Origin of the sequence: Chitinophaga sp. XS-30 (assembly GCF_008086345.1) — a bacterium.
GTDB lineage: Bacteria > Bacteroidota > Bacteroidia > Chitinophagales > Chitinophagaceae > Chitinophaga.
The window spans coordinates 5,033,337-5,057,564 of record NZ_CP043006.1 but is presented as its reverse complement, the minus strand read 5'-3'; the positions used below and the strand labels follow the sequence as shown (position 1 = coordinate 5,057,564).

Annotated in this window: 1 protein-coding gene; it reads left to right on the top strand. The window is 54.2% G+C overall.

Annotated features, from left to right (window positions below; genetic code table 11):
* The first annotated feature begins 163 nt into the window (after positions 1 to 163).
* Positions 164 to 24,202 (top strand): Calx-beta domain-containing protein, encoded by a 24,039-nt coding sequence (locus tag FW415_RS20315; protein WP_168208911.1) that lies wholly within the window; start codon positions 164 to 166, stop codon positions 24,200 to 24,202.
* Positions 24,203 to 24,228 lie beyond the last annotated feature (26 nt).

Sequence of the window (24,228 nt, the reverse complement as noted above, 5' to 3'; positions counted from 1 at the left end):
TTAATTTAGCAGTGCATAACCATAACCCATGTGGGCGAGAAAGCTAAAAAACCCTTTCCCGAATATCGTTTTTCATTAACCAGTAACTCCTATGAGGAATTTTACACTCCTTTCCTGGCTGCGTATGCGTGCGTATTCCCGGTACCTTTTAGTAATTTGTTGTTTGTTAGCGGCTGCTTTTGCAAAGGCAGCCACATTTCCGGTAACGAATACCAATGATTCCGGGCCGGGTTCATTCAGGCAGGCAATATTGGATGCAAACGCGGCGGGGCCGGGTCCGCATGAGATCGTGTTCAATGTGCACGGGCAGATCACGCTGGTGTCAACGATGCCGACCATTACCGTAAAGAAGCTGACCATCGACGGGGAGAACAAGATCACGCTGTTTTCGACCGGCGCCGATGCCATTGTCAATCCTTTTGTGATCGATGCGGACAGTGTGACAGTGCGGAACTTCACGTTGCAGAACAACGGTGATATCAACGTGGATATTTTTGCGAACAGGACGGGTATCACCATTGAAAATATCCGTTCCTTCAGCACAGTCGGCAATTTCCTGAATGCGTTCATGTGGGTGCGGGGCGCATCCACCGACCTGACCGTAAGGAATATTATTTCCAACGATATTCAACCAGCCAGCGGCTCTTACTATGGGCGCGCGTTTTATTTTACAGGCGGCATGCAAACGAACCTGGTGATGGATAATATCCATTTAAGCTCTGCAGGGAATGTACGTGGCGGGGAAGGTATTGTGTTCCGCGACGCAGCGGTGAACGGGTGGACGCTGACGAATTCCAATATCAGCGGTTTTCAGAACGGCATCGTGCTGGACAATACCGGCGGTGCGGTAGAAACGGCGAATAACATTATGTTCCGGAATGTCACTATCGACAGCTTGTGGAGCGGCGTGGCCCTGGGTTTTTACAGCGATTTTGTTAGCACCAATATAGAGCTGAACAGGTTTACAGCGGATATGGATGTAATTGGCGCCGATAATGACGGGGACTATGCCATCCGCTTCGACAATACTGCGGACAATATAACACTGGATACGATCAATATCAATGAGAACGATATTTATAATATCTGGTTCAATGGCGCTGCCAGCAATATCACGATCAACCAGGTCCTGATGGAGAACAGGATGCCGGGTCTTCACGGCGGTTCTTCTTTTATCAGGTTCGAAACCACAGCAAACGGTGTTAACATCACCAATTCGGTACTGGATGGCGACAAGCCGGCCAATACGGTTGATGGGATTCATGGCATCGCTTTCCTGGGCGCGGCAACCGACGTAACGATCGATAACGTATCGTTCAATGAATTTGATAACGAGGGGATAGTTGTGGTGGCAGCGGCGACCAACTTCCTGGTTTCCAATTCAAGATTTACCGCGAACGAGGATGGTATTGAATTTGGTGGGAACTTCGCGCGTAGCAATGTAGATATTGTCAACTCTTCTTTCAGGAACAACACCCGGTCCGGTATCGTGCTCAATGGCGCCAATGCGGTTTCTGATTATGACCTGACGGGTGATACGGTAGTCAATAGCGCCAATCATGGCATCTGGTTCTACGGTGGCGCGGGCGTAACGGACGCGCAGGTGAGTGGGTGCGTGTTATATGATAATGGTGGATCGGGTGTCAATAACGATGCACCTAACAAGGTGGTCATCACCAATAACTCTATTTATAATAATGCCGGTCTGGGTATTTCAAATCCCGCGGGCAACTGTACTTATACAGCCGCCACCAATCGTACGCCGGTGCTGGTATCGTCTGTCCCGCTCGGAGGAGGGCAATACGAGCTCCAGCTAACTATCCCGAATATAACGGCCGGCGCGCAATACGCGATAGATATTTATGCCAACGATCCCGCTACGAGTAAAACGAGCGGGCAATATTTTGTTACCTCCATACCGAATGTAAGCGCGGGCGCTTCCACGCAAACGATCACCTACAATGCCGGTCCGGGCGCTACGGGCCTGGGTTTCTGGACGGCTACGCTTCGTATTCCCGCCAATGACTGCGGCACTTCGGAATTCGGTAACAGCATACCCATGACCTTTGCCGGCCCGGCTTGTGTAAATGACGGCATCGTGGCCTGGTACCGTGCGGACCAGGCGGTAGACGGCGTGAACTGGGGCGATATTTCCGGTAACGCCAACCATATGACGGTAGTAGGCGACCCGGATGGCACTGCCAGTCTGGTGAATTTCAATCCTGCTATTTATTACGATGGCAACGACGCCCATCGTGTGCCCGCCGCTGCCGCTGTTACCGGTGCTTATACCCTGATGGGGATGGCCGAACTGGAAGGTTCGCAGACGGGACGCGTGTTCACCAGCTCTACAGGCAACAAGCTGTTTGGCTGGCATGCAGGGTATGAAGACCGTTTATATGTGGAAGGCTGGTTGAATACAGGCGCTGCCATCAGCACCAAAGGCAGGATGTATTCTTATCAGCGTGCTGCCGCAGGGGCCTATGAATTCCGGGGCAGTGGTGCAGCGTTGAAAACAGGCGCTACTTCAGATGCGTCCGTTTGGACGCTGGACGTGGGTGCCGCGACCTACGGAGAATATTCGAAAGTCCTGGTGCCGGAAGTATTCATTTATAACCGTGATCTGCTGCCGGAAGAGGTGGAGCGTATAGAATCCTATATGGCGCTGAAATACGGCATCACGCTCAATAACGGGGCAAGCAACTATGTTACAAGCGACGGCACGGTGCAAATGTACACTGCCGCAAACAATACAGGCTACGGCAGACGGATCACCGGCATTGGCCGTGATGAATGCACGATGCTGAACCAGAAGCAGTCGCTCAGCCAGGACACTGGTATGGTGACCATCGCGCTGGGTGATGTTATTGTTGCGTCCAACGCCGCCAATACAAATACTTTCACGAACGATAAAGCCTTCCTGGTATTTAGCGACAACGGCGGCGCCACCAATTACTTCACGGCAGTGACCGGCGCCAACGTAACGCACCGCATGGGCCGCATCTGGAAAGTGCAGAAAACCACCGCGTGGGATAATACCCAGCAGGTAACGCTGCAACTGGAAGGCGGATCGCAGGACAACTACCTGCTTGTCAGCACAGCCGCTGACTTCGGTACACTCACCCGGGAGTTGAAGTTGGGCAGCAATGGTACAGTTACACTCTCCAGTGCCGATCTGGCCGATGGCGTGTTCTTTACCTTTGGCAAGCAGCAGCGTTTCCCCGGCGGGGTGGCTACAGATCTGCAGGCATGGGTAAAGGCCGATGCGGGTATAAGGGCGGTTGATAACAACGTCAGCTCCTGGGATGACCAGGCTGTGCAAAGGGAATGGTCCAAAGCTCATCCCGGTGTTATCCTTCCCTGGCAGGCGAACGCCATTAACTATAACCCGGGTGTGAACTTCACCGGCAACAGTTATTTTACTGTGCCGGTCTTTACAAACGGATATACAGCCGGAGAGATATTCTCTGTACAGTTCTCGAATCTGGCGGCTACTGCTACCGCGCCCAGCTTCCCGTTTGAGTTTGGTGGCGACCCAGTAAACATGACCGCACAACATTATCACTATAGTAATGGCAATCACTATACGCACTTTGGCATCAGTACGCGGCCGGGCTTCCCGTTGGGCGGCATCAACATGAATCGCGCCCATATATTAAATAACTGGAGTGCTCCCGGCAACTGGTCGCTGAATTTCGACGGCAAAACGATAGGCAGCAGTACAACACTTACAGTTGATTTCTCGAGACACGCTGCTCTCAATACAGCTATTGGCGCGGGTCATAGTTCCATCTTCAACGGCCGCATCTCCGAGGTGATCTTCTATAACAGACGCCTGAGCGATGCTGAACGGATACAGGTGAACAGTTACCTGGCCCTGAAATATGGTCTCACCCTGCAAACTGCCGCAGGCGCTGCGACTGACTACATCGCCAGCAACGGTACGGCCCGGATGTGGACCGCAACCAAAAATGCCGGTTACGGCCAGCGCATCACCGGCATCGGCAGGGACGATAACGGCACACTGCTCCAAAAGCAAAGCCGCTCCCAGGTAGACGGCGCCAATGTCAGCATTGCAGCAGGCAGCGTCTTTTACCCTTCCAACAAGGAGAACCCCACCAATATTGACAATGATCTTTCTTTCTTTGCTTTCAGCGATAACGGGGGAGCAGTTACCTACACCCAGACCGTTAACGGGCTGGGCGATGCTACCCTGCGGATGGCGCGCATTTTTAAAATTGACCGCACCAACTGGGCCAAGAGCAATATCAGCCTGGCACTGATGGGAGCGGACAGTACGAAATACTTGCTGGTGAGCAGTGATGCGACTTTCGGAGCAGGAGATGAGGTTTACCAGCTGGATGCACAAGGATTGGTAACACTGGACAGTGATCTTCTGCCGGATGGAGCCTACTTTACTTTCGCCATCGAACAATCCGCTCCTGCCGGTGTTGCAGCAGGACTGGAAGTATGGGCCCGCGCGGATGCAGGCATCACAGGTGGTAACAACGTTACACAATGGAAAGAACTGAGCCCCTCCGGTCGCGTTTGGCCTAAGGTCAATGGAAATGTGGCGGCATGGAAACCGGCGTCTTTCAACTTCAACCCCGGCGTAGGCTTTGCCGGCGCTACCTACTTCTCGCTGCCGGAATTTGCAAACACCTTTACGGCAGGTGAAATATTCTCCGTACAGTCGTCCAATCTTGATAACACTGCAGCCACTTTGCACTATCCCTTTGAGTTTGGCGGCACCTATGCCAGCAACCAGGGAACATATACATGGAGTAACAGTAACCACTATACGTATTTCGGTTCCGGCACTGCCCGGCGTAATTTTGCTTACCCGGCGGGGGTGAATGTGCGCAATCCGCATATGCTGAACATCTGGAGCGCCACCAACGACTGGGCGGCCGGTATTGACGGGAAGGTGCTGGCAACCGCCGCCGCCAATGCAGTGAGCTTTGTATCTCCGGCAGGCGCCAAAGATTATATCGGGGCTGGCCACAACGCCCCCTTCAATGGGGATATTCCGGAAATAGTCGTCTACTCCCGCAAGCTGAGCGCTGTGGAACGCCAGCAGGTGCAATCCTACATGGCGCTCCGGTACGGCCTTACATTGGGCATCGATGTGCCTATGGACTACCTGGCCAGCGATGGTACTACTACCATGTGGCAAGCCGCCGAAGGCGGCAGCTACTCCCGGCGCATCACCGGCATCGGTCGTGATGACAGGGGCATGCTGAACCAGAAACAGTCCCTCAACTCGGAGAACGGTATCGTTACCATCGCTGCCGGTCCCGCTGTTGCGGAGTCCAATGCTGCAAATGCAACGGAGATCACCAACAATCTTTCTTTCCTCAGCTTCGGGGACGACAACGGTGCTGTTACTTTCCTGACACCGGTGACCGGCATCAACAATGTCAGCCAGCGCATGGCCCGCATTTTCAAAGTACAGAAAACCAACTGGGCCGACCAGGATATTACGATCAGATTATCCGGCGGCAGCGCGGAAACCTACCTGCTGGTGAGTGCTGATGCAACCTTCGGCGCAGGTGACGCCGCCTACGTGATGAATGACGATAACACCGTTACCATTAACAGCGGCCTGCTGCCTGATAATGGATACTTTACTTTCGCCAGGATGGTGAGAGGTCCGAATGGTGTGAGGGATGGCATTACGTTCTGGCTGCGTGCGGATGATGGAAAGTCCAGCGGTGCACAGTGGAGCGACTACAGCAACTTTGGTAACAATGCATTGCAGTCTGCCGTAGCCGGCCAGCCCATCACAGATGCAAAGGGCCTGAATTTCAATTACAGTCTTGTTTTCGACGGTACGGACGACTTTTTGGATATTGCGACTACACGAATAAATCCTTCTACGGCCACCATCTTTGCGGTTGCCAGCGGTTTGGGGTTGGGAGATATTTTAAGTTCAGGCGCAGTCGGCACAGCTCATGGAATGGAATTCCGGATGGTCTCAGGCAACGTTCTGCAGTACCTGCAGAATGCCGCATCAGTTGTGGCAGTAAACGGTGTTAAACCGAAACAGCTTGGTAAACCTTATATTTTCAGCGGCACGCAGACGAATAATACACCTAACGGTATACGTGTCTTTGAAAACTACGCATTTGATAACCAGGGCACCATCAACTTAACGCCACTCACTGCCAATCTCGTTTCTATAGGTTCCCGTACCATCGCTGCCCGCGGACTTTACTGGAAGGGCAGCATGGGAGAAGTGATCGCATATGACCGCGTGCTTTCCGATGCAGAACGCCAGTCCGTAGAATCTTACCTGGGCCTTAAATACGGCATTACGCTGAATGGCGGTGCTACCAACTACGTTGATACAGATGGAGCCCCGTACTGGACGGCGGACGCTACTTACAAAAACTCCATCACCGGCATAGGCAGGGACGATGCGACCAGTTTGAACACCAAACAATCCCTCAGCGTAGATGATGGCTTTGTGACCATATCACTTGGCAACAGCATTGCGCTCACCAACGAGCAGAACGCCAATACCATCACCAACGATAAATCTTTCTTCGTATTTGCAGATAATGGTTTGTCCGCTACCTCATACGCCACTGTGGTGAGCGGTACGAACGCAACCCGCCGCCTGCCCCGCGTCTGGAAGGTGGCTAAAACCAACTGGGCCGACCAGGATATTATCCTGAAAGCAGATGCAACAGGCACGGATGTATACCTGCTGATCAGCACAGATCCTACATTTGCTACGATCGACCAGGAATTGCCGGTGACTATCGACAAGACGGTAACGCTCAATACCAGCCTGATGCCCGATGGTGTATATTTCACCTTTGGCGCTCCGGTGAAATATCCGGGTGGTGTAAGCAGCGGCACACTGGTATGGCTGCGTGCGGATATAGGAACTTCCGCCACCGCAGACAATACACCGATAAGCAGTTGGAACGATTACAGCCCCAACATGAATAATGTTGCGCAGGCAACACCGGCCAATCAGCCATTGTATCATAACAACGCCGCCAGCAATATGAACTTTAACCCTGTGGTCAGGTTCAATGGCGCTCCCCATTCGATGGCAGGTAACTCGTTCCTCAAGACAGGCAGCTATACCGCTGCCAACGCCTTCTTTGCAGCCAGTCAAACGACTCCTGTTAACACCGTTATTTTTACCGAACAAGCTGGTACAGGCACCCAGTTTACACTGCATGCCACCTGGGGCGACAATATTGTTTACTGGGATGCTCCTTATGTCAGCAACCGCCTTACCTACAACGCAGGAGATATCAGTAACCAGGTTATTCTCTGGACTACTACCAGCGATATTAGTCTTGCTGCCAACAGGCAGGCCATTTACAAAAATGGTTTAAGTGTGGCCACTGGTAATAATACCAGCACATTTAGCGGTAACAACAGCATTTTCCAGTTGGGATCCAACACGAACTCCTACAGCGGCCGCATGGGCGACCTGATCGTTTACGCCAATGCGCTGACGCCGAATGAGCAGCAGCGTATCAATACATATATGGCCATCAAGTACGGCATTACGCTGAACAACGGCGCTACCGACTACCTGGCAACCGACGGTACCACCAAAGTGTGGGACGCGTCAATCAACGTAACATATAAAAACAATATCGCCGGTATAGGCCGTGATGATACTGAAGACCTTTCGCAGAAACAGAGCCGGAGCTCAAACACGGGTATGCAGCTTGCCATCGCTTTGGGCAGCCTGGCCGAGACCAACCTTGCCAACACCAACGGCTTTACAGTTGATAGAAGCTACATGGTTTGGGGCGATGACGGCGCCAGCACACTGTTCAAAACAGCGATCACCGGCAACCCGGCCGTGAATTACCGTATGGCGCGTATCTGGAAAGTACAGGAAACAGGTACTGTTGGAAGCGTACAGGTAGCAGTGCCTTATGATGCATTGCCCAACGCCGCGGAAACCTACCTGGTGCTGAGCGGTGACGCCACATTGGACGGAACGGACCAGTTCATCCCGGTAAGCGAGATCATGCTGAATGGCGTGAAACATTATGCAGCCAGCATTGATCTGACCAGTGGACAATACTTCAGCTTCGCATCTTATATCAAGGCGCCTGGCGGTGTGGTGGGTACTTCACTCTGGCTGCGTCCTGACGCAGGTACTTCCAGCACTATCGACAATACGGCTATCAGCGGCTGGACGGATTACGCATCCGAGCTGAACAACGCTACACAAACAACTGTGCCGGCCAGTCAGCCCCTTTACCTGAACAACCCGGTAGACAATACCAACTTTAATCCTGTAGTGAAATTTGACGGGGCGGATTACCTGAATCTTGATATCACCAAACTGCCGGTAGGCACCAGCGCGAGAACATTCTTCGGTACTGGTAGTTTAACCACAATCGCTGGTGTTCAGAAGTTTATTCTTGGATACGGTGCGGCGGGAACCAACACGGGTACTGGTATTGCGGTGGTAGGAGGAAATGGAACAGCCGGTTTTGTGGGATATGCCAATGACGTAACAAGCCCTGCCGGAAACTGGCAACCAGGTGTGTTTAACGAAATGGTGGGCGTATGGGCAGGCAGTGGTGGCAATGCTACCCTGTATAGCAAGATGGGAATTCTAGGCGGGCCGATAGGCCGGCCCTGGAACACAGGCAACGGCGACGCCCGGATAGGTAACGCTCCATGGGATGCTGCGCAGGCCTGGAACGGCACCATTGGGGACGTTATCGTATATCCCAATGCGTTAACCGCCAATGAACTGCAACGCGTGTCTACTTACCTGGCCATCAAGTACGGCTATACGATAGATCAGACTGCTGCTACAGATTACCTGGCTACTGACGGTACCCAGATATGGGATGCCACAGCCAACACCACTTACAAAAATAATATCACCGGTATCGGTCGTGATGACGTGGAAGGCCTGAACCAGAAGCAGTCACGAAGCATTAACACCGGCTTCCAGCCCATAGTGGGCCTTGGCGGCATTGCGGCGGACAACCTGGCCAATACTAATACTTTCACGGCAGACAAAGCATATATGATATGGGGGGACGACGGTGCTTCTACAGCCTTCGCCACCGGCATGACCACCAAACCGGGTATTACTGCCCGCATGACGAGGATATGGAAAGTGCAGGAAACCGGCACAGTAGGAAATGTACAGATCGCCGTTCCCGCGTCTATCGTTTCCCCCACCGTTTCTTCGCTGCAACTGGTGGTGAGCAATGATGAGACCATTGATGAGAATGACCAGTACAGCACACTCTCGCTGATCACTGTCGGTGGTGAAGATTATTATGCCGCTACTGTAGATTTGAATAATGCCCAATATTTCACCTTTGCCGCACTGGTAACTGCACCGGGCGGCGTATTGGGGGATATATTATGGGTGAAGGCCGATGCAGGCGTACAGGCGAATGCCGGCAATGAAGTAGAGCAGTGGATCGACCAGAGCGGCAGCAATAATGTTGCTACAGAGCTGCGTGCGTCCACAATCTCCCATACAGACCCGATTACGCCTACCGCAGCAATCACGCTTGAACCTGTTGCGATCAACTTTAACCCCTCTGTAGACTTTACAGGTGCTGTGAACAGATCGCTGAAAGGAAGCGCCATTTCGGCCTGGAATTCTACCAACCCGATCTCAATATTCTCCGTGGCCAACCGTGAAGGAACCCAGGCAGACCTGGCCGGTATCTTCGCAACGAACGGAGATTGGGTGGGCAGCATCTCAGGCAGAGGGCTCATCAATCTTGTCAACGGCAATTATACAATGGATGGCAGCGGATGCCTGGTAAGCCCGTCTACGCCCACCAGCTCGGCGCCTGTTGTTGCAAGGGCTGCTTATATCAGTCCCAATAACTCATTGGGAGGAAGCACCTGGTTGAACGGTAAACAAGGGCCTTTGGGAACCAACTGCGCTACCCAGAACGACGGCCTCAACTTTGAGGTTGGTGGCCGCACTACCGGCGGCGCTACTTTCGACCCCCGTATCTTTAATGGTAAAATACCAGAGGTCATCGTATATAAGGCAGCACTCACCACTGCCGAGGCTCAACAGGTGGAGTCTTACCTGGGTGTTAAATACGGCATTACACTTGACCAGACTTCGCCGCAGGATTATCTGGCCACCGACGGAACGACCAGCATATGGGAAGCAGCCGTTAATGGCACGTATAATATAAATATCGCGGGTATCGGTCGGGATGATGCGACTGCGCTGGTACAGAAACAAAGCCGCAGCGTCAATGACGGTGCAGTATTGACAATAGGATTGGGCGGAATTTCCGCAGATAATATCTCCAATACCGCAACTTTTGCATCGGATATGAGCTATTTCATGTGGAGCGCGAACCCCGGTGCGGTAACGATCAGCACGGCAGACCTGCCGGGTTGCATCACAGAGCGGCTGAGCCGTGAATGGAAAGTGCAGTTGACCAATTTCGACAATGCTGCGCAACCGGTAACGCTTAAGTTCGACCTGACCGGCCTCACACCCGGTGGAACTGTACTGGAACACTATGCCCTGCTGATCGACAAGACCGGCAGCGGTAATTTCGGTACACTGTCCCCCACGGATTACGTGCTGGTGCCCGCCACTGAGCTGGACGGCACCACAGTGCGGTTCGATAACGTGGGCAGCTTTGCCAACGGCGATGTATTCACGCTGGTAACACGCAATGTACAGGCCGCTGAAGCCTTCCTGGTGCCCGATGGAACTGATGCCACCACCAGCAACGTATGTCTTGATGCAAACGGTATGCTCTATTTCAAAGATCCTGCAAATCCTGATCAATATATTGCTGCCATCGACCCGAATGGTAATACCATCAATCCTTCCGAGTTCTCCGTTTATATTTCCGTTAACCGGGATATGGATACCGAACTAGGTAAGGCTGGTGGCACAGACTACGGAACACAACTGATGCGCCGCATGCTGCAGATCACCTACACCGGGGCTCCGCTCACCGTCAATGGAGGAGTGAGGGTGCGTTTCTTCTGGAATGATGCAGAGAAGGCAGATGCGGAGAGCTACCTGGCCAATGACCGGAGTATTGCCACACCGCAAAACTGGAAGTGGTTCAAACATCCGGGTGAAGTAACAGACGTGCTGGCAGATCTTACAGAAACAGGTTTGAATAATATGACAGCGGTATTGCTGAACAACATTGGTGAAGAGAATGGTGTGAAATACGTTGAGTTCAGCAATATAGAAAGCTTCTCCACATTCGGCGGCATCACGGAAGCCACTGGTGTGATCAGCGTTCTGAAAGCCACAGACGGCGCTGAAGGCGGAGCCAACGGCAGGTTTACGATCAAACTGCCAGGTACATTGCTGGCCAGTGAAGATGTAACGGTAGAATATGCAATAAGCGGTACCGCTGCCAATGTTGACGACTATACGATAACCGGTCTTGATAACGCAACGCTGACCGGGACCGTGGTGATCCCTGCGGGCAGCAACAGTGTGGATGTAGACGTGCCGGTAGTGGATGACCAGGTGATCGAAGTAACCGAAAATGTAACGCTTACCCTCACCAGCGCGAGCGGATCATCTCCCTACAGCCTGCATGCCACCGAATTTGAAGCAACGGCAGACATTACCGATAACGACAACATCCCTGCCAATACGGTGATCGGCGTGGCGGCCACCATTACCCCTGCGCTGGAAGACGGGCCCGTACACGGTCAGTTCACCTTCAGTCTGCCTGCGAATATTACCAGCTCGGAACCGGTCACGATCACCTATAGCCTGGGTGCCGGTACCGCTGCCTATACAGATGACTATACTCTGGCCGGCTATGATGCCGGAACGAACACCGGTACCATTATTCTCCCCGCAGGCCAGAACAGTGTTACGCTGGAGGTTACCGTTCAAACGGACGATCTGCTGGAAGCCAATGAAACCGTGATCCTGGATCTGGGTACCGCCACATCCACCAGCTTTACCTTTACCAATGATGCCGCCGCAGCTACGGCTACGGTGGTGATTGAAGACGATAACGATCCTTCCGCACGTTACCTCAGTATCTCCCGTGTACAGGACGGCTATGAGAAAGCGCCCGGCAATACCGTACCGCAGAATGCCATCTTCAGGGTGAGCCTGCCTGCGGGAGTGCGCGCATCGGAAGACATTGTTGTCAACTACAGCATCAACGGCGCGGGCACGGCGGCAAACGGTACGGATTATACCTATCCGCTTACCGGTACGGTGACCATACCATCCGGGCAGCGTGACGCGACATTTGCAATAGCCATTATTGATGATGATATCATCGAGACCGATGAGACCATTATCCTTGATCTGGGCGATGGTAACGCAGGGCTGTATCCGGCTCATCCGCTGGATGCGGCGCAGCGCACCACCACCCTCACTATTTTCGATGATGACCGGAATGATCCGGCTAAAATACTGGTGACGGTAGCGGCAACCGATAATGCCGCCGCCGAGCCAGGCACACCTGTGACACATGACGGCAGCTTCACGATCAGCCTGCCTGCTACGATAACTGCCGCGCAGGACATCCAGGTAACCTTCAACCTTTCCGGCCAGGCCGTACAGGGTACGGACTACGAGCTGCTGGATGCATCAGATGTTGTGATCGCTGGTAATACCATCACCATTCCGGCCGGCCAGCCCGATGTATTGCTGAAAGTGCGTGTACTGGATGATGAGATCATTGAAGGCGATGAAACGGTGATCATGGCCCTGAACAGCGCCATAGCCACAGATTTCACGCTGTCCACAACTTCCGGCCAGGCTACGGTGACCATCGCTGATGACGATAATGTTCCGGCCAAGCAGGTACTGAGCATTGAAGCTACCCAGGATGCTGCAGAACCGGCTACCAATGGTTACTTCACCATTAAACTGCCGCCGCTCGTTACCTCATCCCGCGATATTACCGTTAACTACACATTCGATGCCCCCAATTCCACAGCGGTACCGGGTGGTGATTTCTCTGCCTTGTCAGGCACCGTGGTTATCCCGGCGGGTGTTGATGAAGCGCGTGTGTACGTGAACGTGATCAACAACTTTATAATTGATGGAACACGTACGGTAACTGTTGATCTTGATGGCGGAAGCGATGGGGTGCATACTTATACAACCGGTACTGCTACCGCTACCGTGAATATTACTGATGAGGATTATAACGCCAATTCCAATGTATTGCTGCTCACCCGTGTGTCTGATGCCGTGGAAGATGGCGCTCATGGCAGATTTGAAGTGGCGCTTCCGAATGGTGTGATCAGTTCTACCCCCATTACCATGAACTACACATTGACCGGTACCGCTACGTATGGCGTGGGACCGGACTATGAGCTGGTGCCCGCACCTCACCTGAATACAGTGGCAGGAACAATTACGATCCCTGCCAACCAGAATTCAGTGATCATCGAAGTGGACGCTTTCAGTGATGGATTGATAGAGCTGACCGAAACGGTGATCCTGAACCTTTCCGGCGCCCAGAATGGTAACGGTGATCCGTTTACCCTGAGCCCGGCCAGCGCTACCGTGAATATCCTGGATGTGAACGGCGCCGCGGAGAATACACTGGTGATCTCCCCTGCAACGGCGAGCGCATCAGAAGTGGGCGGTACGGTTAACTTTACGGTGGGTACAGCCAGTGGCAACGCTTATACAAGAGATATCGCCGTATCCATTGCTATCAGTGGAACAGCGGCGCAAGGGTTCGATTATCAAACCATCCAGCCTATTGTAATACCGGCTAACCAGTCATCTGTACCGGTAACGGTGACAATGATCGATGACCATATTATTGAAGGTCTTGAGAATATTGTGATTACTGTATTGGGCGGTAATGCTGAGGATGCGGCCAACGCTTCTCAAACGGTATCATTCCCGGCACATGCTACGGATCATACCATCACCATAGACGTAATCGATGACGACATTGCCAACGCTGCCAACCTGCAATTCGAAGTTGTATCGCTTGCCGATGGCTCAGAGCCTGACACAAACGGACAATTCGATATCCGCCTGCCTATGCATGGGTCCGGACAGCGCTATATTTCCGCCATACCGTTGAATATCGCCTTTGGCATCAGCGGAACGGCAACGGAAGGAACGGATTACGGCAATATCGGTACTTCGGTGACCCTGCCTGCCAACCAGGGCAGCATGACCGTTACCGTAGCGGTACAGGATGACAATATCGTGGAAGGCACCGAAACGGCGATCCTCACACTGGCGCCAACGGTTGCCACGGCAACATATGGCGCAACCGTTGTATCCTACACAGCCGGCACGGCCAATGCCGCAACAGTGAATATTACTGATAATGAAGCCGCTGTCAGCATCAGCGCTACGGCCACCCTCGATGCTTTCGAAGGCGGAACGGATGGGCATGTGCGGTTTGAACTCGTCAATCCCGCCGCAACGGCAGGGGATGACCTTACCTTATCATTCACGGTAATGCCCGGCGGAACCGCGCAAGCTTCCGATTATACGATAGATTTTGGTACATCTACGGGCACTTATGATCCGGGTACAGGTAATGGCACCATCGTCATGCTGCCGGGCCAGTCATTTGTTGACCTTGTAGTGAAAGCCGTAACAGATGACCTGATAGAAGGAGAGGAATCTGTGTTCATCCGCCTGAACGGTGCTGCCGCAGTAGTACCTTCCGGTACGCTGAACCTGCCGGTACTGGGCACGGCTCAACGCACAGTGTACATCCAGGATGATCCGGCCTACGACATGGCGGTCGCTGCAATTGGCGAGACCGATGGCGCAGAGCCTTCCACTCCGGGCGTCTTCCGGGTACACCTCGCGGGTTCACTGCTGGCCGGTAAAGATGTCACGGTGACCTATACGATAGAGACAACAGGCACAGCTACTGCCGGTGTCGATTATACGAACCTGAGCGGTACTGTGATCATCCCTGAAAACAGCAATTCCGCTGTGATCAATGTACCGGTCATAGACGATAATATTATTGAAGGAACAGAAACAGTGGTTATCCGCCTGCAAAACGCATCGGCGGGAACACTGCCCTTTACCGTGAACAACAGCCTGGATGTTTCCCTTAACATCACGGATGATGATAATACCAATATGGTGCTGTCCGCAGCAGTACAACAGGCGGCTGCGGAACCGGGCGGTGGTCTCAACGACGGTATTTTCCGCCTGAGCCTCCCGGGAACGCTCGTGGCCGCAGGGGATGTTACCGTCAACTATGTGCTGGATGCCGGTACTGCCACCTATGGCGCGGACTTCACCATCGCCGGATATACAGCAGGCACCAACACCGGTGTTGCGGTGATCCCGGCCGGTTCTTCTTATGTAGATGTGCCGCTGGCCGTACTGGACGACTACGCGATCGAGGGCAGCGAGAACGTGGTGCTGCGCATCACCGGCGGTACTTCGTCCGTTGGCGCCTTCACGCCGGCTGCAACAGCCAGTGCGGATATGACGATCACCGATGACGACGATAAACCGGAGAACCGTGTTGTAAGTGTGCTGAAGACCGGCGCTGACGGCGATGAAACCGGTCCCGTTAACGGGAACTTCCGCTTCAAGCTGCCCGGCACCGTTGGCACAGACCTGGTGATCACCAATGAGCCGGTAACGATCAATTACCTCGTCTCCGGTTCCGCGGTACCTGGTGCTGTTATCAGTGAAACGGACAAGGATTATGTAATACTGTCCGGGCAAGCCATCATCCCTGCCGGCAGCGGTTATGTGGATGTTCCGGTGAACGTGATCGACAATACGGTTATCGATGGGACGCGTAATGTGATCGTGACCATCAACAACAGCGTGATCAGCGCACCGGTGGCTACTTTTACCGCACATGCAACGGAAAACACCGCTACATTCAATATTGCCGATAATGATGATGTGCCAGCCAACTTTGTGCTGACGCTGGACGCAACAGTGCCGGATGCCCAGGAAGGCACCACACCGGTGGATGGTATATTCACCATCGGTTTGCCCAATGGCGTAACCGCATCCCGTGATCTGAACATCGCCTATACCCTGACCGGTCAGGCCGTGAACGGAACGGACTACGCCTCCATTGTTACCATGACGGTAACCATTCCGGCCGGACAGCCTTCGGCTACAGTAAGCATAACGCCGGTCAACAATAACATCATAGACGGAGACCGCTCCGTAATACTGACGCCTGGCGCCATCACGGTAACAGGCGGTAATCCCTACGGAACGCCGTTCACCATCAGCCCGGCCAATGAAACATTGATCATTCATGATGATGACGACATCGCAACGAACCGCGAACTGACCATTGCCGCCACCCAGCCTGATGCACAGGAAGGAATAGCACCGGTGAATGGTGAGTTTACCATCAGCCTGCCCGAAAACATCACGGTGGCGGAAGACCTTACCGTACATGTTACGCTGACGGGCAGCCAGGCGGTGAATGGCACGGATTATCAAACCATCCCGCTGACCTTTACCATCCCGGCCGGCAGCAACAGCATCACCGTGAACATCACACCTGTTGACAATACGTTGATAGATGGTGACAGGAGCGTGGTGATGAATATAACCAGCATTGAACTGCCTTCCGGCAGCGCATTGGGCGCGTTTACGTCCCCATCACCGGGTAACCAGGCAACACTGATCATACACGATGACGATGCTGCTAACAGAAGGTTAAGCATAACCGCTAGCCAGCCGAATGCGACGGAGCCCGGTACGAACGGTGAATTTACCGTAAGCCTGCCTTCCGGCGTAACGGCTACCCAGCCCATCACGGTACATTATACTATTGCCGGTACCGCAACACCTGGTGCGGATGCAAGCGCAACAGACAATGATTACATCCAGTTAAGCGGTTCCGTGACCATTCCTGCTGGCGCAGCGGGGGCGGTAATACCGGTAACCGTGATCGATAACGATATTATCGACGGCAATCGGACGGTCATTGTAACGATCACCGCCGGTGAAGCCACGATCAACGGACAGGTGGTGAACATCGGGGTAGACGGTGCAGCGGAAAACGCAACCGTTACGATTGCCGACGATGATGCCGCAAAAGCTGAATTGTCCATTTCCGCCAGCACGGCGAATGCCAGCGAACCGGGAACGGACGGGGCATTTACGATCAGCCTGCCGGTGGGTATGTCCGCCACGGAGGCGATCAGTGTCACTTATTCCATCGCCGGTACTGCGGCTAACGGTACCGATTACACGATGCTGAACGGCACCGCTGTTATCCAGCCGGGTGACGCTACGGTGATCGTTCCGGTGGATGTGATCGATAACACGGTCATCGATGGTACCCGTTCCGTGGTACTTACACTGCTCGGCGGCACAACCGCCAGCGTTGGCGCCATTGCGGTGAAAACCGGAGAAGAAACAGCACAGGTGGATATTGCCGATGACGATGCTTCCAATGCAACGCTCTCGGTGGCAGCCACCATACCCGCAGCCAGCGAACCTTCTACAGACGGCTTGTTCACGATCAGCATAGATGGCGGTTTCACGGCAACAGAACCGGTCACCGTTCATTACACGCTTACAGGAACGGCCGTGAACGGCACAGATTATGAAACACTTTCCGGCACAGTAGTGATACCGGCAGGTTTATCTTCCGTAACCGTTCCGGTGGAAGTGATCGATAACACGATCATTGACGGCAACCGTGATGTGGTGATGACCCTCACCAACGGTACTACCGCCACCATCGGCACTATCGGCGCAAGCACAACGGATGCGGAAGCCACGGTGACCATCGCGGATGATGATCTGGGCAATGCCAGCGTGGAGGTGATCGCCTCCAATGCCAATGCAGCGGAACCCGCCACTAACGGCACGTTCACCATCCGCCTGGCCAATGGGCAGACTACTACAACAGACATAGATGTTACCTATACCATCGCGGGTACCGCTATAAACGGCACTGATTATACGTTGACAGATGCCGGCGGTATGATCATTACCGGTAATACCGTGAAGATTCCCGCAGGCAGCGGAGAAGTGATGATAACCGTGAGCGTGGCCGATGATGACATTATCGAGCCTTCTGAATCGGTATTGTTGACCCTGCAGTCTGCCAGCATTGGCGCAGTATCCGTACCTGTCGGCACCGCCAGCCAGGCTACGGTAAATATTGCCGATGATGATAATACGGCAGCATTCCGCGTGCTGCAGGCCACTGCCACAATTGCCAATGCGTCTGAGGACGGTCCTGTGGACGGTGAGGTTACCTTCAGTTTTGCGGATACGGACATTACCGCTGCGGAAGATGTGGAGATCAGCTTCACGATAGGCGGCACAGCGGCGGCAGGTGTGGATTATGAGCCAATGCCGTACACCGCCATCCTCAAAGCAGGAGAGAAGAGCGTGAGCGTTCCGGTAGAAGTGATCGATAACATGATCATTGACGGCACCCGTACGGTAATTGTGACGATCACCGGCGGCACGTCCGGTCTGGGCCTCTTTACGCCCGCGGCCGCTCCGGCGCACATGGCTACCGTGTCGATCGCAGATAACGATAATACGGCAGACAAACTCAGACTGAGCATTATCAATACGGCAGACGGTTCCGAACCGGTGAACGCCGGTTCCTTCCTGATCAGCCTGCCAACCGGGCTGACCGCGGCGAAGGATATTACCGTGAACTACAGCATTAACGCCGCCAGCACGGCTACTGCGGGGGCAGACTACCAGGCCATTACCGGCACGGTGGTGATCACCGCAGGCAATCCCGGTGTATCCGTTCCCGTGAATGTGCTGGACGACCAGATCATTGAGCTGACAGAGACCGTTGTGATGGACATCACCGGCGGTACTGGGCTTGAAGCGGACGGCACTACAGCCATCAATTTCACAACAGATGTTGCACAGGCTACTGTTAATATTATAGACAACGACCTTACCTCCGGCACCAGCGTAGTGCAGATCACGAAAATCTCCGATGCCGTTGAAGGCGGGGCCAAAGGTCAATACCGCATTGCGTTACAGCCTGGCATCACTTCATCGCAGGATATTACCGTATCCTTCACGGTGACCGGCACCGCAACCCGCGCTACCGATTACCAGCTGGCAACCGTACCCGGCGGCACCGTGATCAGCGGCGGGTCCATTGTGATACCTGCAGGCGCCGGCGAAGTGCTGATAGACGTGGATGCCACAGACGATGGCATCATTGAAGGGCAGGAGCAGGTTGTTGTGACGCTCAACAGCATCACTTCGGCGCTGCCATTCACGGTTGATGCGGCACAATTCGCTGCCACCGTTAACATTGTGGATGTAAATGCGGCGGCCAGCGGAGCGCTGAGCATAACAAACGTAACAGACGCCGCAGAACCTGCAACCAACGGCAGATTCAGGGTAAGCCTGCCAACCGGCACCACTTCGGCAAGGGATATCACCGTGTCCTACGCCCTTAGCGGTACGGCTACAACAGGAGCAGACTATACAACCGGTACTGTGATCATTCCAGCTGGTACAAACGGGGTGGATGTGGATGTGACCGTGAAGGACGACTACATCCTGGAAAGCACAGAAACCGTGATCATGCGCGTACTCGGCGGCAATGGCCAGGATATCAGCGGCAATAACCTGCTGTTCCCTGCAGACGCCACCAACCATACCGCTACGATCAATATAACAGACAACGACAACACCGCGGCCAACCGCATGCTGGAAGTGGTGAAGGTAACAGACGGTGCGGAACCCGGAACGAACGGCCAGTTCGAGATCAGGCTGCCCGAAGCAGTGCCCGGCACCCGCTACACCGTATCGGAAGATATCAATGTGGTATTTGCGATCAGCGGCACGGCCACGTCCGGAGCAGACTATGAACCAGCCGGCACAGGTGTGGTATTACCCGCCGGAAGCAGCAGCATATTTATACCGGTAACCGTGAAGGATGACGATATCCTCGAAGGCGATGAAACCGTGATCATGACACTGGCTAACTCCACCGCGATCAGCGGTGATGTGTACACGCCAACCGGAAGCGCTGCCACTGTGATCATAACGGATGACGACCTGACACCGGCCAATCTGCAGCTGCAGGCCACGGCAACGGTTGCGAATGCCAGTGAGACCGGCCCTGTGAACGGAGCATTCACCATCAGCCTGCCTGCGGGTGTCACCATCACGGCGCCTGTGACCGTGAACTACACGATCAGCGGCACGGCTACACCGGGCGCGGATGCGGCCGCCACAACAAAGGATTACATCCAGTTGAGCGGTACCGTAACCATCCCGGCCAATACCAACAGCGTAGACGTACCGGTGAATGTGATCGATAATACCATTATCGATGGCAACCGCACGGTGATCATGACCATCGGCAACGGTGCGGTTACAGTAGGCGCCACCAATTACAACCTTACCCCTGCAGGTACACCGGCTACGGTAACCATTGCAGATAATGACAATACCCCTGCCAACCTGCAGCTGACCATCGCGAAACAGCAGGACGCTTCAGAGCCTGCCACCAGCGGTTCCTTCGTGATCAGCCTGCCCGCAGGCATCACATCGGCAAGACCGGTGACGGTGAACTTCGTGATCGATAATGCCGGCACGGCCACGGCTGGAGCGGATTACAGCGCTATACCGGTACCGGTGACCATCCCGGCTTACCAGAACAGTGTAACCGTTCCCGTAAATGTGCTGGACGATCAGATCATCGAATCCACTGAAACTGTCATCATGCAGGTGAATAGCGGCAGCGACGGTCTGTTCAGCTACACCGCGGGAGCAGGCAACAGCGCCACAGTGGAGATCATGGATGACGATGCGGGTACTAATGCCCGTGTGGTATTGCTGACCAAAGTGTCCGACGCCATAGAAGGTGCAACGCTTGGCCGTTATCGCCTGGGCCTGCCCGCAGGCTTTACCAGTGCGGCGGACATTACCGTAACATTCAGCATGAGCGGTGCGGCTGTCCGTAATGCAACAACTGACTACCAGTTGAAACAAGGCAGCAGCCTGGTGGGCGGTAATACGGTCACCATCCCTGCCGGTGCAAATGAGATTTGGATAGATGTGGAAGCCTATAACGACGGTATCATCGAAGGGCCGGAAGATGCGGTGATGACGCTGACCGGTGTATCCTCAGCGGTAACTTTCACCATCGATCCGGCACATACCACCGCTACGGTAAACATTGTGGATGTGAACGCTCCGACAGATAACCCGGTATCGATCACACATGTGTCCGATGCCGCAGAACCTGCTACCAATGGCAGGTTCAGGGTAAGCCTGCCATCAGGGACCACCGCCGCGAATGATATCACGGTGATGTACACCCTGTCCGGTACCGCTACCGCAGGAGTTGATTATACTGTCGGCACCGTGATCATTCCCGCCGGCGCAAATGGTGTGGATGTGGATGTGACCGTATCTGACGATTATATTATAGAAGGTACAGAAACAGTGACCATGCAGCTGCTCGGCGGTAACGGAAAGAACAGTGCAAATGATGATGTGTACTTCCCGGCAGACGGAACTGACCATACGGCAACAATGCAGATCGCGGATGACGATAACACCACCGCGGCCCGCACGCTGGAGGTGATCAGCCTGGATAACGCGGCAGAGCCTGCTGTTAACGGACACTTCGAGATCAGGTTGCCGGAGGCTGTTCCCGGTACACGTTATACTACCGCAAATAATATCAATGTAGTGTTTGCAACTTCCGGCACAGCTATCGCCGGAACGGACTATGAAGATCCTGGTACTGGCATTGTACTGCCGGCCGGCGCCAGCCGCGTGATCGTGGAAGTGAAGGTGAAAGATGACAAGATCATTGAAGACGATGAAACCGTGATACTTACCATTGATCCTTCGGCCTCCGCTTCAGTTAACGGCGCCTTTACGGCAGGAGCGTCCAACGCTGCCACCGTGCTGATCGCGGATGATGATGCGACAGCGGCGAACCAGGTGCTCAATGTTACAGCGAGCATCCCGAATGCGGCAGAACCGTCCAATGATGGCCAGTTCACCATCAGCCTGCCGCAAGGCGTGACCTCCGCGGTGCCGGTAACGGTGACTTACACGGTCGGCGGTACAGCTAAGCCGGGCGCAGATATCAATGCCACCACAATGGACTATGTACAGCATACCGGTACGGTGGTTATTCCGGCCAATACCAACGCCATTACCCTGCCGGTGCAGGTGATCGATAACCAGATCATCGACGGCAACCGTACGGTGGTGCTGACGATCACAAACGGGACGGCTACGGTGAACGGCGCGGGCATCACTTTTACGCCCGGCGCTACCCCGGATGCTACGGTCATCATTGCTGATAACGATAACACAACGGCCAACCGTACGCTGGCGATCACCGCCACTGTAGCGGATGCGCACGAGACCGGACCGGTGAACGGCGAATACCTGATCAGCCTGCCCGCGGGCATTACTGCCAGGGAAGACATCATTGTTCAACTGGCCGTGAGCGGTACGGCAATATCCGGTACGGACTACCAGACGATGGGCACAACGGTGATCATCCCTGCGGGTGAACAGGAAGTGAGGGTACCGGTGAATGTCATTGATGATATGATCGTGGATGGGGACAGAACGGTAGTGCTCACTGTAATTGGCGGCAGCACCACTTCGCTGGGCAGCTTCCAGCCAGCAGCGGCTCCGGGCCATCAGGCTACGGTAACGATCGCGGATAACGACATCAAACAATCCGAAAAATGGAAGAGCGTAAGCTATACCGGCACAGGTGCCAGCGGCGCAGTGAAAGCCGGCGACCAGATCACCTATACGATCCATGTGCGCAATACCGGAAATGTGAACCTCGACCAGGTGACGGTGAGGGATGATGTTCCGGCTTATACTGAGTTTGTGAGCGCCCAGGATAATATCGCACCGGTGGGCAGCAGCCTGACCTGGACGATACCGGTGATAGCGCCCGGAGCAACAGCTACCCGCAGCTTCACGGTGAGCGTCGTGAATGATCTGACCGGCGCAAGCAATATCGTCAACACCGCAAGGGTGGATGACGGCGGCGAAGGAGGAGAGGAGAATACCGTTCCGGAAGATCCTGACAATCCGGGCAACCCGCATCCGAACCCCACACCGGCCGAACCTTCAACAAACATTCCGGTGGATAACGGCGGAGACGGTTCCATCAGCTGGAAGAGCGTAAGTTATACCGGCACTGGCACGGGCAGCGCTGTTCGTCCGGGTGACGAGATCATCTACACCATTCATGTACGCAACAACGGCAACGTGATGCTGACGAATGTGCAGGTAGTGGATGTGGTGCCGGATGGAACAGATTTCCGCAGCATTGCTAACGGCGGTGTACACACGAACGGAAACCTGACCTGGACGATTGCTGAAATAGCGATCGGCGCTACAGAAAGCGTAAGCTTTACAGCGGTAGTGAGCAATGATCTTACGGGCATTGTGAACATTACGAATACGGCGCAGACCGATGGCGGTGGCGGCATGAAGCCGACTGTTCCGGAAGATCCGAACGATCCGGGCAATCCGCATCCGAACCCTGATCCGTCACAACCCGCTACGGAAGTGCCGGTAGACGGCGGCGGCGCGGTAACGGTGAACTGGAAGAGCGCGGCTTACACGCCATCAGGAACAACAGGCGCCGTGCGCTCAGGCAGCAATATCACCTACACCATACATGTCCGCAACCTGGGCAATGTGACCGTGAACAATGTGATCGTAGAAGACCTGATTCCTGCGGGAACAGAACTGGTGAGCATCGACAACGGCGGTGTGCGAAACGGAGACGAACTTTCCTGGAACATCGGAGCTATCGCGGTAGGCGCCACATCAACCGTACACTTCACGGTAGTGGTGAGCAACAGCCTGAACGGCATCACCGAGATCACCAACACCGCGATGGTGGACAATGGCAACGGGCAAGGCGAGCAACCCACATTACCTGCTGATCCATCGAATGCGAATGAGCCGCATCCATCGCCGCAGGCTGGCGCTCCGTCCACGCTCATCCCTGTAGAAGTAAAAGACCTGAATTTCCCGAACGTGTTCACCCCGAACGGTGACGGCAGGAATGAAAGGTTCGTGATCGGCGGCCTGGAGAAATACCCGGGATCGAAGATCTACATCTACAACCGCTGGGGAGGAATGGTGTACCAGAGCAAGGATTACCGGAACGACTGGAACGGGTCCGGCCTGAATGAAGGCACCTACTATTACATCCTGGAAGTGCAGCGCCCCGAAGGCAACAGTGTTCACAAAGGATGGATTGAAATATTGAGATAACAAACCGATGAAGATCACCGGCGCTG